Annotated in this window: 12 protein-coding genes and 1 pseudogene; 4 read left to right on the top strand and 9 right to left on the bottom strand. The window is 73.6% G+C overall.

The annotated features are described in order from the left end of the window. The first annotated feature begins 69 nt into the window (after positions 1-69). Positions 70-1,044: an SMP-30/gluconolactonase/LRE family protein gene (locus ACZ402_RS18145; RefSeq protein WP_375825471.1), complete on the top strand. Its 975-nt coding sequence runs from the start codon at positions 70-72 to the stop codon at positions 1,042-1,044. On the opposite strand, the gene ACZ402_RS18140 is transcribed toward ACZ402_RS18145, so the two are convergent. Both ACZ402_RS18140 and ACZ402_RS18135 read right to left on the bottom strand, forming a co-directional pair. Further along, entirely contained in the window at positions 1,020-2,894 is a 1,875-nt protein-coding gene (locus tag ACZ402_RS18140) for a cation:proton antiporter (RefSeq protein WP_375825473.1), read from the bottom strand. The genes ACZ402_RS18145 and ACZ402_RS18140 overlap by 25 nt on opposite strands. A 189-nt stretch (positions 2,895-3,083) precedes the next feature. Then, positions 3,084-3,812, bottom strand: a complete 729-nt coding sequence (locus ACZ402_RS18135; protein WP_375825474.1) for a DUF2306 domain-containing protein — start codon at positions 3,810-3,812, stop codon at positions 3,084-3,086. A 301-nt stretch (positions 3,813-4,113) separates the two neighbouring features. Between ACZ402_RS18135 and ACZ402_RS18130 the strand changes: the two genes are divergently transcribed. Both ACZ402_RS18130 and ACZ402_RS18125 read left to right on the top strand, forming a co-directional pair. Continuing rightward, positions 4,114-4,629, top strand: a complete 516-nt coding sequence (locus ACZ402_RS18130; RefSeq protein WP_375825475.1) for a mycothiol transferase — start codon at positions 4,114-4,116, stop codon at positions 4,627-4,629. Positions 4,630-4,989: 360 nt separating this feature from the next. Next, positions 4,990-5,661, top strand: coding sequence for a peptidase (locus tag ACZ402_RS18125; RefSeq protein ID WP_375825476.1), 672 nt, complete (start codon positions 4,990-4,992; stop codon positions 5,659-5,661). A 58-nt stretch (positions 5,662-5,719) separates the two neighbouring features. Here ACZ402_RS18125 and ACZ402_RS18120 read toward each other — a convergent pair whose 3' ends face one another. The 6 genes and pseudogenes from ACZ402_RS18120 to ACZ402_RS18095 all read right to left on the bottom strand — a co-directional run bounded on the left by ACZ402_RS18120 (position 5,720) and on the right by ACZ402_RS18095 (position 11,435). Beyond that, a complete protein-coding gene (locus ACZ402_RS18120) occupies positions 5,720-6,373 on the bottom strand; it encodes a hypothetical protein (RefSeq protein ID WP_375825477.1) in 654 nt (217 codons plus the stop codon). A gap of 5 nt (positions 6,374-6,378) precedes the next feature. Then, a pseudogene (locus ACZ402_RS18115) lies at positions 6,379-7,655 on the bottom strand (glutamate decarboxylase). 58 nt (positions 7,656-7,713) lie between these two features. Next, on the bottom strand, positions 7,714-8,091 hold the full coding sequence (locus tag ACZ402_RS18110) for an SHOCT domain-containing protein (RefSeq protein WP_375825526.1): 378 nt from the start codon (positions 8,089-8,091) through the stop codon (positions 7,714-7,716). A gap of 32 nt (positions 8,092-8,123) precedes the next feature. Continuing rightward, positions 8,124-8,444: an SHOCT domain-containing protein gene (locus ACZ402_RS18105; RefSeq protein WP_375825478.1), complete on the bottom strand. Its 321-nt coding sequence runs from the start codon at positions 8,442-8,444 to the stop codon at positions 8,124-8,126. A 24-nt stretch (positions 8,445-8,468) separates the two neighbouring features. Continuing rightward, a complete protein-coding gene (locus ACZ402_RS18100; protein WP_375825479.1) occupies positions 8,469-8,945 on the bottom strand; it encodes a DUF6325 family protein in 477 nt (158 codons plus the stop codon). Positions 8,946-9,068: 123 nt separating this feature from the next. Beyond that, the gene (locus tag ACZ402_RS18095; RefSeq protein WP_375825480.1) at positions 9,069-11,435 is read right to left on the bottom strand and encodes an arylsulfatase; all 2,367 of its coding nucleotides are present in this window, start codon (positions 11,433-11,435) and stop codon (positions 9,069-9,071) included. A gap of 205 nt (positions 11,436-11,640) precedes the next feature. On the opposite strand from ACZ402_RS18095, the gene ACZ402_RS18090 reads away from it, so the two are divergent. Beyond that, positions 11,641-12,813, top strand: coding sequence for an epoxide hydrolase family protein (locus ACZ402_RS18090; protein WP_375825481.1), 1,173 nt, complete (start codon positions 11,641-11,643; stop codon positions 12,811-12,813). Positions 12,814-12,820: 7 nt separating this feature from the next. Here ACZ402_RS18090 and ACZ402_RS18085 read toward each other — a convergent pair whose 3' ends face one another. Further along, positions 12,821-14,737, bottom strand: coding sequence for a heavy metal translocating P-type ATPase (locus ACZ402_RS18085; protein ID WP_375825482.1), 1,917 nt, complete (start codon positions 14,735-14,737; stop codon positions 12,821-12,823). Between the last annotated feature and the right edge of the window lie 125 nt (positions 14,738-14,862).

Raw genomic sequence — 14,862 nt, 5'->3', positions numbered from 1 at the left:
AGTATCCCATCACCCAATCTTCTCGCTGTACCGAAGATTGTTCTTCGTTCTACGCGATGGGGTGGATGGATGAGTTCTCGTAGTCCGCTGTACGAGATGTTCGACGAGCGCTTCCGTACCGGACGCTGCATGAACGGCGACGCAGACCTGGAGGTCCTGTACACCGGGTGCCGATGGGCCGAGGGCCCGATCTACGTCCCGGCCTGGAGTCAGGTCGTCTGGAGCGACATCCCCAACGACCGGATGCTGCGCTGGGACGAGGAGAGCGGCGACGTCCGGGTCTTCCGCCGCTCCGCCGGGCACAGCAACGGCAGCACGCTCGACCAGCAGGGCCGCCTGGTCACGTGCGAGCAGGGCAACCGCCGCGTGACCCGGACCGAGCACGACGGCTCGGTCACGGTCCTCGCGGACCGCTGGGACGGCCGACGCCTCAACAGCCCGAACGACGCGGCCGTCCGGTCCGACGGCACCGTCTGGTTCTCGGACCCCGACTTCGGGATCACGAGCGACTACGAGGGGCACCGGGCGTCGAGCGAGATCGGTGCGAACAACGTCTACCGCCTCGACCCGACCACGGGGGACGTGCGCCTCGTCGCGGACGATCTCGGCGCGCCGAACGGGCTCGTGTTCTCACCCGACGAGCGACAGCTCTTCGTGTCCGACACCCGTGCCGGCCACGTGCGCGTCTACGACGTGCGCGACGACGGCACGCTCTCCCCCGGGCGCGTCTTCGCGGAGGCGGCCGGCCGTCCCGCCGCGCGCTTCGACAACCTGCGCTTCGACGCGGACGGGCGGCTGTGGGTGGCCGCCATGGACGACGGCGTGCACTGCTACGACCCGGACGGAACCCTGATCGGGCGCCTCGTCGTCCCCGAGGCGGTGTCGAACATCGCCTGGGGCGGACCCAAGCGCAACCGGCTCTTCCTCACCGCCGAGACGAGCCTCTACTCGGTGGTCATGGCCGTCACCGGGCTCCACCCGTCCGGTCCCGGCCGCCGCCCGGACGCGGCCCTCCGCCCTCAGTCGTCGTCGCCCGGGACGTAGGGGCCGCGGCGCAGCTCGAGGTCGATCTGCTCGGCGTCGAGGAGGTCGAGCGCGTGCCGCAGGGCCTGCGAGCTGTACGCGCCCGAGGTCCGCGCGTCGAGCAGCGCGACCCGCTGCGCCGCGATGGCGCGCAGACGCAGCTCCTTGTACTGGGCGAAGAGGTCGGCCGACGTCGCCGCGTCGGTGTCGCGGTTCTCCAGCTCGCGCACGACGTCGCGCCGCACGCGCGCGACGACGTCGCCGTCGTACGTGGTGCCGTCGTCGCGACGCAGGTCGGGCGCGTCGATGACGGCCACGGCGGCGGCGTCGAGCTCGACGCGGACGGCGCCGCGGTCCTCGTCGGCGCGGGTCGACCCGCCCGCCAGCCCCAGCCGGCGCACGACCCACGGCAGCGTGCCGCCCTGGACGACGAGCGTCCCCGCGGCGACCCCGAAGGCGACGAGCACGAGGAACGAGCGCTGCGGCGTGTCCGTGGGCAGGGTCTGCGCCGCCGCCAGCGTCACGACGCCGCGCATCCCGGCCCAGACGAGCAGCGTGCCCTCGCGCCACCCCAGCGGCTCGGCCGTGAGGTAGTCGATGTCGGCCGCGCGACGGCGCAGCGACGACCGCAGGCGGCCCACCCGCTCCGGGGGCGCCTTGGCGACCATCGCGGCGCCCCGTCGCTCCGGGGCCCCGTCCGGCGGTTCCTTCTCGACCGCGGGCGCGACGGGCGCGACGGGCGTCCCGTCCGGGGCGAAGCGCGCGTCGAGCTTCTCCTGCATGCCCTCGATGACGCCGCGCATCGACTCGCCGCGGCGCGCCCGCCGGGCGAGCGAGCGCAGGAGCGTGGCCACGTACGCCGAGCGCACGACCAGGACGACGACGGCGGCGAGCGCCGCGATCGCGACGGCCCGCCACAGGCTCCCGTGCGCCTCCTGCACGTCGGTGACGAGGGCGAACAGCTCGAGCCCCATGAGGAGGAAGACCGTGCCCTCGAGGAGGAGCTCGACGGTGCGCCAGTTCGACTCCTCGGCGAGGCGGTGCTGCGGCCGCAGGTACTTGGCGGCGCCGTTGCCGGTGACGAGCCCGGCGGTCACGACCGCGACGAGGCCCGACGCGCCGAGCTCCTCCGTGGGGAGGTACGCGATGAAGGGGACGACGAACGAGACGGCGGTGCTCAGCGCCGGGTTGACGAGCCGACGTCGCACGGTCAGGCCGAGGAAGCCGACGAGGAACCCGAGGAGCACCGCGACGACGACGGCGAACACGAAGTCGCCCGCGACCGCCCAGAGCGAGAACGCCGGGGCGACGCCGTCGCTGGCCACCGTGAGCGCGATGGCGGCGATCGCCGACCGCAGGAGCACGAGCGCGGACGCGTCGTTGAGCAGGCTCTCGCCCTCGAGCAGCGTCACGACGCGCGGCGACGCGCCGAGGCGCTTGACGATCGACGTCGCGACGGCGTCCGTCGGGCTGACGATCGCGCCGAGCGCGAAGCCCGCGGCGAGCGGGATGCCGGGGATCAGCCACGTGAAGAGGTACCCGAGCAGCACCGTGCTGAGCAGGACGAGCACGACCGAGAGCCCGCTGATCGCCGTGAAGTCCCGCCGGAAGTCCATCGTCGGCAGACCGACCGCCGCCGAGTACAGGAGCGGCGGCAGGATCCCCGCGAGGATCCACTCGGGCTCGAAGTGGATCTCCGGCACCGCGGGGACGAAGCTCACCGCGACGCCGACCGCCACGAGGACCAGCGGTGCCGCCACCCCCGCCCTGGGCGCGAGGACGTTCACGCCGACGATCGCGACGACCGCGAGCGTGCCCACGACGATGAGGGAGAGGATCTGCTCCTCGGTGAGGCTGAACGGGAACTCCATCGGCACCTCCGGCTACCACGGCGCCGCGCCCGGGTCGGCGCGCGCGGGGGACGGGACAACGCTAACCGCCGCACCGCCGTCGGGCCGCGCGCCGACCCGGGTCCGCGCGTCACCCCACCGTGCCGAGCCCGGGGTTGCGCGGTCGACAGACCTGCGCAGCCGGCACCCTGCGCAGGTCGTCGTCGCGGCCTACGAGTCGGGGCTCGTGCGCTGAGGTCGCCGGGCGCGCCGGCGACGGACGAGCAGCTCCGCGACGACGAGGTTGGGCACCCAGGAGAGGAACGGCGCGAGCGCATAGGCACGCTCGAAGGCGACGTCCGGGTCGAGCGCGTCGCCGAGGGCGACCGACTGGGCCGCGACGAGCGCCGTCGTCCACAGGCGCAGCGTCACGCCCGCGTAGGTGAGCGCGAAGCTACGCGTCATCCAGTCCTGGTGAGCGGCCACGTCGCCGCCGCGGACCGTGCGGTACCCGCGCCACGTCGTCCACAGCCACAGCACGGCCAGCGTCCCGAAGCCGAGCGTCCCGACGAGGCCGGCCTGGTTGACCGGGACGAGGACGAGCCCGGCGACGCCGCCGACCGCGACGGCCGCGACGTAGACGCGGCCCGTCCAGCGGTGCACGTCCGGGCGCCGGCGGCGCAGCCCGGCCCAGAGCTGGAACGGGGCGCACACGAGCGCGACCCCGCCCGCGACGACGTGGGCGTAGAACGCGCCGAGCACGAACCCCGGTGCCCCGGCGTACGCGGCGGCGAGCCCGACGTCGTCGCGGGCCAGCGCGGGGAGGGACGCCGTGAGGTACGGGAGGACGGCGAACGCCGCGATCGCGAGCGACGTGAGCGTCAGCGTCGCGACGGCGGTGCGCGCACCCCGGGCGCGGGGAGCGACGGGCACGGGGCGGACGGGCCGGGTGGTGGTCATGTCGGCACCGAACCACGGCGGCTCGCCCCGACGGATCGGGGAACACCCGGATCGTCGCCCTGACCGCTCCCTGAGCGGTGGGCGCGCGAGACCGCGCGTCCGCGCAGCACCCTGTGGACCGCGCGTAGCCGCTCGACCGGATCGTGGACGCGCGCCTGCACGTCGAGCACGGGCACGTCGAGCACGGGCGCGAGACGGGAACCGTCGTCGTCACCCTTCGCTGACGTGCCGTTCGGGTCGCGACCGCGCGCGGGTCGTCGGAGGCTGCTGGGGACGGTGCCCGACGACGAGAGGGAGACACGTGGACGCGCGCACGGTGCTGGAGGACCTGTTCGGCCGGATCGGACCGACGGCGACCCGCGCCATCGACGGGCTCGGGGAGGACGTGCTGACCGCGCGCGTCGACCCGGGCGCGAACACGATCGCCTGGCTGGCGTGGCACCTCGCTCGCGGCCAGGACGCGCAGGTCGCCGCCGCCGTCGGGCGGGAGCAGGTGTGGACGCGCGACGGGTGGGCGAGCCGCTTCGACCTGCCGTTCGACGACCGTGCGACGGGCTACGGGCAGTCCGCCGCCGACGTCGGCCACGTGCGGGCGAGCGACGACCTGCTGCTCGGCTACGTGCACGCCGTGCAGGTCGAGTCGCACGACGTGCTCGCCGCGCTGACGGACGAGGACCTCGACCGCGTCGTCGACGAGGCGTGGGACCCGCCGGTCACGCTCGGCGTCCGGCTCGTGAGCATCGCCGTGGACAGCCTCCAGCACGCGGGCCAGGCCGCCTACGTCCGCGGCGTCCTGGAACGCACGCACCGCGCGTGACGAGCGCCGGCACGACACCTGCAACCAGGTCGCGACCGCGAGAACGACGCTGCACGCCGTCGAGCACGACCTTGCTGTCGCTTTCGCCCTGATAACGACACCGGTGTCGTTCTCGGCGCGGGACATTCACCCGGCATCGAACTGGACGGCCGTTCAGTTCGCTGTCTAGCGTGGGGGCCAGCCGGTGCCCGTACGCTCAGCCCCCTGCCAGTGCGGGCACCGGCGATCACGGCGGTGCCGCCTCACGCGTCCGACACGTCCGCGCCCTTGCCACCCTGAACCGCCTGTTCGGCGGTGGCACGGTCGCGCCCTGGACGGCTCCCGTCGCGCTCGACCGACCACGACCCGACGGGAACCACCATGAGCACCACGACCGGACGCCGCACCCTGGTGCGGGCCACCACCGCCACCCTCGCCGCCTCCGCCGCGCTCCTCGCCGGCCCGGCCGCGCACGCCGCCGAGGATGACACGTACGTGCCGGCCCAGCCGTCGATGCGGCTGACGACGCTCGTCTCGGCGTGCGAGCAGGACGCGGCGTACCTGGACTACGCGATCGAGGTCGAGGGCACCGAGCACGACACGGTGACGGTCACGTGGATCAACCCCGACGGGGAGAGCGTCGTGACGTCCGGGCTGCCGCTGCAGGGTCGTCTGCTGTGGCCGGGCGCCGTCGTGGACGACCAGGGCCAGGGCGTGGACTGGCCGGGGTGGCGCCTCGAGGACGGCGAGTGGGTCCAGGGCGACGAGTACGACTGGGTGCGCCCCGCCGTCGACGTGAGCTTCGAGGTCAACCCGCACGTCCTGGTGACCACGGTCTACCCGCCCTCCTCGCCCGACTGCGCGACGAACCCGCCCGGGCACGACGACCCGGCCGGCGTCGTCCCCGTGTCGAACGAGATCAGCGCGTCCGCGCAGAACCCCAGCCTGGCGGAGACCGGCGCGACGGTCGGCCTGTACGCGGCCCTCGCCGCGGGCCTCGCCGCGGTGGGCGCCGCCATCGTGCTCCTCACGCGCCGCGCGCGCCGGAGCTGATCCAGCCTTCCGCCCGCGAGCGCTGCGCTCCCGGCCGAGCGACGCACCCCGACGTGCGTCACCCGGCCGGGAGCGCGTCGCTCGGCGCGGGCGCGTCGACCGACCGCCGCGACAGCAGCGCCGCGACGAGGAAGCACACCGCCCCGACGAGCGTGCCGGCGTCGTCCCACCACTCGCTCACGTACGTGCCCGTCGCGGGAGAGACGTACGCCCCGACCGCCGACGCGCCGAACGCGACCGAGCCGACCAGGTTGAGCCACGTGCCGTGCCAGGTGCGGGCGTCGACGTCCCACAGGTGCCCGCGGTCGCGCGTCGCGACGACGGCGAACGCCGACGACACGAGGAACGCCACGGACCCGTAGGCGTCCGGCTTCCAGCCCGCGCCGAGCGCCGTCGGGTCGTCGACCGCCGCGACGAGGGCCGCCGTCGTGCTCACGTTGAAGCACAGCGTCCCGACGAGCTGGACGGCCGCCGCCCACCAGTCCCACCGGTCGGCCGGGTGGGTCCCCGCGCGCGGCGGGCGCCGCCCGCTGAGGCCGAGCTGCACGAACGCGGCGGCGGTGAAGAACACCGCGCCGACGACGAACGTCACGTTCGTGGCGACCGCACCGACGGCGTCGGCGTAGGGCGGGAGCGCCCCGACGAGGAAGCACAGCGACCCGACCGCGAACCCCCACGCCTCGCGCCGCAGACGACGCTCCCGCCGGTCCACGACGGTCAGTGGTGGAAGCCCGAGCGCCGGCCCTCGGCGGGCATGGGCGACGTGAGCCCGTCGAGCCACTCCGTCTCGACCCGGATGTCCTCGAGGAGGTCGTCGGCGAGGTCGCGGCTCACGCCGTTGCGCACGACGATGCGCTGCACGGTGAGGTCGGCGAGGTCGTCGGGCATCGGGTAGGCGGGGACCAGCCAGCCCTTCATGCGCAGCCGGTCCGAGAGGTGGTAGAGGTCCCAGTTCTCCGTGTGGCCCGGCTTGAGCCGCCAAGCGAACACCGGGATGTCCGACCCGTCGTTCCACAGGTCGAACGCGCCGATGTCCTCGATCCCGTGCGCGAGGTACTTGGCGACGTCCTGGCACTCCTGCTGGATCGCGGTGTAGCCCTCCCGGCCCAGCCGCAGGAACTGGAAGTACTGGAGCAGCACCTGGGCACCCGGGCGCGAGAAGTTGAGGGCGAGCGTCGGCATGTTCCCGCCGAGGTAGCTCACCCGGAAGACCAGCTCCTCGGGCAGCGCGTCGAGCGTGCGCCACACGACCCAGCCGACCCCGGGGTACACGAGCCCGTACTTGTGCCCCGACGTGCTGATCGAGTGCACGCGCTCCAGGCGGAAGTCCCAGTCGATCTCCGGCTGCAGGAACGGCGCGATCATGGCGCCCGACGCGCCGTCCACGTGGATCGGGACGTCGAGGCCGGTGCGCTCCTGGAGCGCGTCGAGCGCCGCCGCGATCTCCTTCACGGGCTCGTACATGCCCGTGTAGGTCACGCCCAAGATCGCGACGACGCCGATCGTGTTCTCGTCGACGTACTTCTCGAGGTCGTTGCCGTCGAGGCACGGGTGCTCCTCCGAGATCGGCACGTACCGTGCCTCGACCTCGAAGTAGTTGCAGAACTTCTCCCAGCACACCTGCACGGCCGAGCTCATGACGAGGTTCGGCCGGTCCGCCGGCTTCCCCGCCGCCCGGCGCGCGAGCTGCCACCGCCGCTTGAGCGCCAGGCCCCCGAGCATGCACGCCTCGGACGACCCGATGGTCGACGTGCCGATGCAGTCCTGCACGTCCGGCACGTTCCACAGCGACCCGAGGATGCGCCAGCAGTTCTCCTCGACCGCCGCCGTGCGCGGTTGAGGCGCGAGTTGCCGTCCAGCATCACCTCGTCGTGGACCACCTGGTAGGCGGACGTCGGCTCCATCTCGGCGTCCGGCATGGTGAAGCGTGGCGCGACCGCCCGCACGCCGGGTCGCGTGTTGGTCGGGCGCAGGACGTGCTGCTCGTCGGTCATGCTGGTTCCTTCCGACACGCCGGGTTCTGGCTCGTTCGACGGTCCTGACGGGGTCGCGTCAGGCGAGGGCCTTGGCCTTGAGGACGGAGAACTCCTGCGCGTCGATCGCGCCGGCGTCGAGCAGCGCCTTCGCGTCCGCGATCTGCGACGACGGGGACGAGCCCGCGACGCCCCGGATGTACGCGTCGGTCGCCGCCTGGGCGCTCGCCACGCTCTGCGCGTGCCGCTCACCCATGCCCTTGCCGCGCGCGATCAGGTAGACGAGCGCCGACAGGAACGGCACGACGATCAGCGCGAGCAGCCACACCGCCTTCCACCACCCGCTCAGGTGCCGGTCGCGGAACAGGTCCGCGACGATCTGGAAGAGGATCACCAGATACATCACGAAGAAGAACCACCACACCATGAGCCAGAACCAGTCCCAGAAGGTGTCCATGTCCATGCCTTTCGTGTCGGGGTCGTCCTCGCTCAGTCCGCGAGGATGCGTGCCTTCTGCGCCTCGAACTCCGCGGGGCTGAGCACGCCCTGGTCGCGCAGCGCGGCGAGCTGCGTCAGCTGCGCGATGCGGGCATCCATGTCCGGCGCCGCCGCGGGCGCGGGGGCGGGGGGCGCGGCGTAGGTCGGCTGGGGGGCCGCGTACTGCTGCGGAGGCGCGGCGTACTGCGGCTCCTGCGCGCTCTCCTGCGCGGCCCAGCGGCCCGCCTGGCGGCGGGAGACGCGGTTCGAGACGGCGGTCGCGGTTCCGGCGACGACGGCGGTGCGCGCGACGCCGCGGATCAGTCCTGGCACGGGATCCTCCTTAGGGCGGCCGGATCAGGCGTCCGGCTCGGTGGCGTCCAGCGACGCGATGAGCGCCTGGACCGGGATGCGCCCGCTCGCGACGAGCTGGGCGCCGTTGCGGCGCAGGGCGGTCGCGAAGGGCGCCGCCCAGACGTTCTCGTAGACCAGCACGACGGCCGTCATACCGGGCTCGACGGCGCTCGCGGCCTCGTCGAGGTCGTCGTCGCCGAGCAGGCCCGACCGCGACCCCTCGAACACCGCGAGCTCGGTCGACCCGTCGTCGAGCTCCTCGAGCCCGAGGCCGACGACGCTGCCGTCGTCCTCCCGGCGCACGACCACGAGGTCGAGCACGCGGATGATCCCGCGGTCCACGAGGTCGACGAGGTGCGGGAAGGCGGCGTCGCCCGTCGCGCGGTCCGTCGGCAGCTCGATGACCAGGAAGTCGATCGGCCCGCTCTCCTCGAGGTCGCCGAGCTCGCTCCCGACCCCGTCGCTGAGTTCCTGCGTCATCGTCGCGTCCTCTCCGCGTCCGTCCCGCGCGCCGTGCGCGGGCCTGTCCTCAGGCTCGTCGTCGCCGTCGGTCGCGTCCTCACCCAGAACGAGTGAACTCCCGGCCGGCGGCGCCTCCGGCCCCTACCTGTCCGCCCCGTCGGTCGCGGGCAGCAGGTACTCCACGTGCACGGCGTCGACGCGCCCGTCGAGCGCGAACGGCATGCGGTCCGCGTACGCGCGCGACACCGCGCCGCCGTACGCGCGCCCGACGTCGAGGCAGTCATTCGCGGAGAAGAGCAGCGGCGCGCTCACGGGCACCGTGCCCCGGCCGACCTCCTCGCCGTCGACCAGCAGGACGACCTCGAGCGGCCCCGCGGGCCGCGGCTCGACGTACGTCGTCACGACCTCCACCGTGTGGTCGCCGGCCGTGAGCGGTGCGCTCGACCGGACCACGGACCGCTGGATGAGGAAGAGGTTGTACTCGTACGTGAGGACGCCGTCGAGGAGGAAGCACGTGAGCCCGCCGCCCGCTCCCCCGAGCTTGTAGAGGACCCCGTTCGCGGCGTCGGGCACCGAGAGCCGGATCTCCACCCGGTTGGGGCGGTTGCCGAGCGCGGGCGCGCAGAACTCGGGCACGCGCACCGTGTCCCCGGACAGGTCCCACTCCGTGTACGGCGGGCTGATCCGGTCCTCGGGGTGGATCGCCGGGACCCACAGGCCGCCGCCCACGGGCAGGACGTCGTTGCGGGCCGCCTCGATCGCGAACAGCTCCTTGAGCTGGGCGAGCTTCTCGGGGTGCTCCGCGGCGAGGTCGTGCGCCTGGCTCCAGTCCTCGTCGAGGTGGTAGAGCTCCCAGGGGTCCTCGTCCGGGGTCCAGGTCCGGATCCCGGCCGGCATCCCCTGCACCCACGGCAGGCGTGGACCGGTCGCCGACGCCATCCAGCCGTCGGCGTAGACCGACCGGCTCCCCATGATCTCGAAGTACTGCGTCCGACGTCGTCCCTCGGCAGCGGCGTCGTCGATCGAGTAGGCGAAGCTCGTCCCGTCGATCGGGTCCTGCGGGACGCCGTTCACCGTGTCCGGGTGGGAGATGCCGAGGATCTCGTAGATCGTCGGCGCGAGGTCGACGACGTGGTGGAACTGCGTGCGCGGCACGGGGTCCGGCTCGATGTGCCCCGGCCAGCTCACGAACATCGGGTTCCGCGTGCCGCCGAGGTGGGACGCGAGGAGCTTCATGCCCTGGTACGGCGAGGACCCTGCCCACGCCCACGCGGCGTGGTACTGGTTGTCCGTCGCGGGGGTGCCGAGGGCGTCGAGCCCGCCGAGCTCGTCGAGCGCGGCGATGTGCTGCTCGACCGTCGACGGGATGCCGTTCTGGGCCAGCAGCTCGCTGATGGTCCCGTTCTGCCCCTCGCCCGACGAGCCGTTGTCGCCCCAGATGTAGACGACGATCGTGTCGTCCGCGTACCCCAGCCGCTCGACCTCGTCGAGCAGCCGCCCGGCCTGCACGTCCGCGTGCTCGCCGAACCCGGCCGCGACCTCCATGAGCCGCGCCTGGAACGCCTTCTGGTCGTCGGGGATGTCGTCCCACCCCGCGAGGCTGTCCGGGCGGGGCGTGAGCTCGGCGTCCTCGGGCACCCAGCCCGCCGCCTTCGCGCCCGCGAGCGCCCGCTCCCGGTAGACGTCCCAGCCGTCGTCGAACGCCCCGGCATACCTGTCCGCCCACTCCTTCATGATGTGGTGCGGCCCGTGCAGCGCTCCGGTCGCCCAGTAGACGAAGAACGGCTTGTCCGGTGCGTTCGCCTTGTGGTCGCGGAGCCAGCGCATCGCGTCGTCGGCGATGTCCTCGCTAAGGTGGTACCCCTCCTCCGGGGTCTTCGGCGGGAGCGTCGGGGTCGTGTTCCGCACCAGGTGCGGCTCGTACTGCGACGCCTCGCCCGCGAGGAAGCCGTAGAAGTACTCGAACCCGTACCCCGTGGGCCAGCGGTCGAACGGTCCGGACGCCGTCGTCTCCTCCGCCGGGGTGTTGTGCCACTTGCCCCACGCGCCGGTCGCGTAGCCGTACTGGCGCAGCACCTCGGCGATCGTCGCGCTGCTCTTCGGGATGTGACCGGAGTAGCCGTCCCAGTCGTTCGCGAGCTCCGCGATCTGCCCGTTGCCGACCCGGTGGTGGTTGCGCCCGGTGAGCAGGGACGCGCGCGTCGGGGAGCACATCGCGGTCGTGTGGAACCGGTTGTACCCGATGCCGTTCGCGCGGACCCGGTCGAGCGTCGGGGTGCGCACCGCCCCGCCGAGCGTCGTGGGGAGCGCGGGCCCGGCGTCGTCGATGAGGATCACGACGACGTTCGGCGCGTCCGCGGGCAGGTGCCGCTCGGGCGGGCGCGGAGAGTACGTGGACTCCTGGATCGTCCGGCCGGCGACGCTGCCGGACCGACGGGGCGGGAACGGCAGCGACCGCTCGGCGGGCAGCGGCGGTCCGACGACCGTGCGGCGGGGCTCGTCACTCATCGACTCTCTCCTGTCTGTCCAGGACCTCACGGACGGCGCTCTCGCCGGCCCCGGGGCGGGCGAGCGGTCGCCGGGCCGTCGTGCAGGTGGGAAACGCCCGGCGGCCCGACGACGCGTCGACCGTAGGTCCGCCCCGGCCGCGAGGGCATCACGCAGATCGTGCGAACGACGTTCCCGCGATCGAGGTCCGGCTAGCCTCGGTCGCATGGCGTACCTCGTGACCGACCTGGAGGACCACACCCCGCAGATCTCCGAGGCGGTGGTCGCCGACCTCCGGTCCCGGCTCCGCGCGACCCGGTGGGTCGACGCCCCGGACGGGCTCGGGTGGGACGCCGGCACCGACGTCGCGTACCTGCGTGACCTCGTCGCCTACTGGGCCGACGGCTTCGACTTCGCCGCGCACCAGGCACGGCTCTCCGCGCTCCCGAGCCGGCGCGCCACGATCGACGGGACCCGCGTCCACCTCGTCCACGCGCTCGCGACCCCGCGGCCCGGCGACGCTCCCCCGCTCCCGCTCCTGCTCGCGCACGGCTGGCCGGACTCCGCGTGGCGGTACCGCAAGGTCGTGCCGCTCCTGACCGAGCCGGGCGACCCCGCGGCCCCGGGCGGCGCGGGACGACGCACCTTCGACCTCGTCGTCCCCGACATGCCCGGGTTCGGGTTCTCCGACGTCCCCTCCGGCCCGACCCCGGACAACCGCACGGTCGCCGCCCTGTGGGCGGAGCTCATGACCGCCCTCGGCTACGACCGGTTCCTCGTCGCGGGCGGGGACATGGGCAGCCACGTCGCCCGGTTCCTCGCGCTCGACTTCCCCGACCGGGTGATCGCGGTGCACCGCACCGACGCCGGTCTGCCCCTGTTCACGGGCGACCCGGCGTCCCTCACGCCCCAGGAGCGCGACTGGCTGGAGGAGAGCGTGCGGTGGCGCACGACCGAGGGCGGCTACGCCGCCGTGCAGGCCACCAAGCCGCAGTCGCTCGCGGTCGGCCTCACCGACTCCCCCGCCGGTCTCGCGGCGTGGGTCGTGGAGAAGCTGCGGTCGTGGAGCGACTGCGGCGGCGACCTCGAGTCGGTGTACACGCGGGACGAGGTCCTCGACCTCCTCACCGAGCACTGGGCGGCCGCCAACGTCGGGTCCGGCGTCCGCGCCTACCGGGCGAACGCCGCGATCCCCCGCGAGCAGCTCGCCCGCTACGTCGACGTGCCGTCCGGGTTCTCCGTGTTCGCCGGCGACGTGGTCCGCCCGCCCCGCGCGTGGCTCGACCGCGTCGCGAACACCGTGTACGCGACCGAGCCGCCGCGCGGGGGACACTTCGCCCCGTTCGAGCAGCCCGAGAGCTACGCCCACGAGCTGCGGTCGTTCTTCGGCCGGTTCTAGCCGCCCGTCAGGCCGGGGTGCGCGTTCTCGTCGCGGGTCCGGGACTCGGCGCGGGGACCGCGGCCGGAGACCCGCTCCGGCGCAGGCCTGGGAGCCGGACCGTACGGCCGGCCGCACGCAGCGCCCAGGCGATCGCGAGGATGTCGACGGCCTCCTGGAGCCACGCGCCCACCACGGCCGGGAGCGCGCCCGTGGTCGCGACGAGCATGAGCGCGACGCTCACGGCGATCCCGATCCAGATGCTCTGGCGGGCGACGTCCACGGTGCGGCGCCCGATCTCCAGCGTCTCGGCCACGCGCCCGACCTCGTCCGGAAGGATGACGACGTCGGCGGACTCGGTCGCGGCGCTCGATCCGCGGGCGGCCATGGCGATACCGACGTCGGCCGCGGCGAGCACCGGGGCGTCGTTCACGCCGTCGCCGACCATGACCACGGGTCGCTCGGGCACGTCGCGCACGGCCGCGACCTTGTCCGCGGGCAGGCACCCGGCACGGACGTCGTCGATGCCGACCTGGTCGGCGACGGCGCGGGCCGTCGCCTCCTCGTCGCCCGTGACCATGAGGACGTGGCGGATGCCGCGCGCACGCAGGCCGGCCACCGTCTGGGCGGCGTCGGCGCGCACCTCGTCGCGCAGGACGAGGCACCCGGCGTAGGCGCCGTCGACCGCGACGTGGACGGCGAGCTCGCCCGGGGTGAGCCCGGGCACGGGCACCTGGGACCCGGTCCGCTCGGCCACGAACGTCCGCTTGCCGACCACGACGCGGACGCCGTCGACGGTCGCGGTCACACCACCGGCCGTCGTCTCGGTGACGTCCTGCGGCACCGGCAGCACGACACCGCGGGCCGTCGCGCCCCGCACGATCGCGTCCGCGAGCACGTGCACGGAGGCCTGCTCCGCCCCGGCTGCCAGACGCACCAGAGCGTCCGGGTCGAGGCCCCCCGCCGGGCGCACGTCGGTGAGCGCGGGTGTCCCGCGCGTGAGGGTGCCGGTCTTGTCGAAGGCGAAGGTCGCGGCCCGGTGCAGCTTCTCCAGGGTGGCGCTGGACCTGATGATCGCGCCACGGCGGGCCGCACGGCTCATGCCCGCCATGAACGCCACCGGCGCGCCGATGATGAGGGGGCAGGGCGTCGCCACGACGAGCACCTGGGCGAACCGGAGCGGGTCGCCCGAGGCCCACCAGGCGATGCCCGCGATCGCGAGCGCGAGCGCCGTGAACGGGAGGGCGTAGCGGTCGGCGAGACGCACCATCGGGGCGCGGCTCGCCGCGGCCTCCTCGACGAGCGCGACGATCCGCTGGTACTGCGAGTCCTCGGCGCGCCGGGCGACCCGGATCGTGACGGCGCTCGCGCCGTTGATCGCTCCCGAGTACACGGTGTCCCCCGCGACGCGCTCCTGCGGCAGCGACTCCCCCGTGAGGGACGAGTCGTCGAACACCCCGGCGTCGGAGACGAGGACGCCGTCGAGCGGCACGATCTCGTGCGCGCGGACCAGGACCCGCTCACCCATCTCGACGTCGGCGACGTCGACGTCGCGCACCGCCTCGTCGGCGGTGAGGAGGTGCGCGGTGCGCGGGGCGTTGGACACGAGCGAGGTCAGATCCTTGCGCGCCCGGCCCGACGCGTACTCCTCCAGCGCCTCGCCGCCGGTGAGCATGAGCACGATGACGGCGGCGGCCCAGAACTCTCCCACCGCGATCGTCGACCCGATCGCCGTCACCGCGAGGATGTCGACGCCGAAGGTCCCCGAGCGCAGCTCCGCGACCATCGCGACCGCAGCCCGGAGCGCCATCGCGCCCGCGTAGACCCCCAGCACCCACGGCACGGCCTCGGGCCACACCGCCGACAGCACGCCCGCGACGGCGATCACGACGAGGGTCGCGGTCACCCACGGAAAGGCGCGCGCAGCGGAGAAAATGCGGCTCATGCATATGATCTTTGTCGAGCACTCGCATTGTTTCAAGCAAGCAAAGCCTTGCCGAACGACATTGATCGAAGCAAGAGAAAGGAAAGCCTCACCATAGATCGGGCTTTTCGAGGCAGGAAGGTCCG

This window comes from Cellulosimicrobium sp. NPDC030954 (assembly GCF_055571305.1).
Note: the sequence above shows the minus strand (reverse complement) of the source record. Positions and strands in the feature narration are given on the sequence as shown.

Bases quoted from the DNA above. Each gene is read 5' to 3' on its own strand.
- ACZ402_RS18110 (WP_375825526.1), bottom strand. From the start codon at position 8,091: ATGGACACCTTCTGGGACTGGTTCTGGCTCATGGTGTGGTGGTTCTTC.
- ACZ402_RS18140 (WP_375825473.1), bottom strand. From the start codon at position 2,894: ATGGAGTTCCCGTTCAGCCTCACCGAGGAGCAGATCCTCTCCCTCATC.
- ACZ402_RS18090 (WP_375825481.1), top strand. From the start codon at position 11,641: ATGGCGTACCTCGTGACCGACCTGGAGGACCACACCCCGCAGATCTCC.
- ACZ402_RS18135 (WP_375825474.1), bottom strand. From the start codon at position 3,812: ATGACCACCACCCGGCCCGTCCGCCCCGTGCCCGTCGCTCCCCGCGCC.
- ACZ402_RS18085 (WP_375825482.1), bottom strand. From the start codon at position 14,737: ATGAGCCGCATTTTCTCCGCTGCGCGCGCCTTTCCGTGGGTGACCGCG.
- ACZ402_RS18145 (WP_375825471.1), top strand. From the start codon at position 70: ATGAGTTCTCGTAGTCCGCTGTACGAGATGTTCGACGAGCGCTTCCGT.
- ACZ402_RS18100 (WP_375825479.1), bottom strand. From the start codon at position 8,945: ATGACGCAGGAACTCAGCGACGGGGTCGGGAGCGAGCTCGGCGACCTC.
- ACZ402_RS18125 (WP_375825476.1), top strand. From the start codon at position 4,990: ATGAGCACCACGACCGGACGCCGCACCCTGGTGCGGGCCACCACCGCC.
- ACZ402_RS18095 (WP_375825480.1), bottom strand. From the start codon at position 11,435: ATGAGTGACGAGCCCCGCCGCACGGTCGTCGGACCGCCGCTGCCCGCC.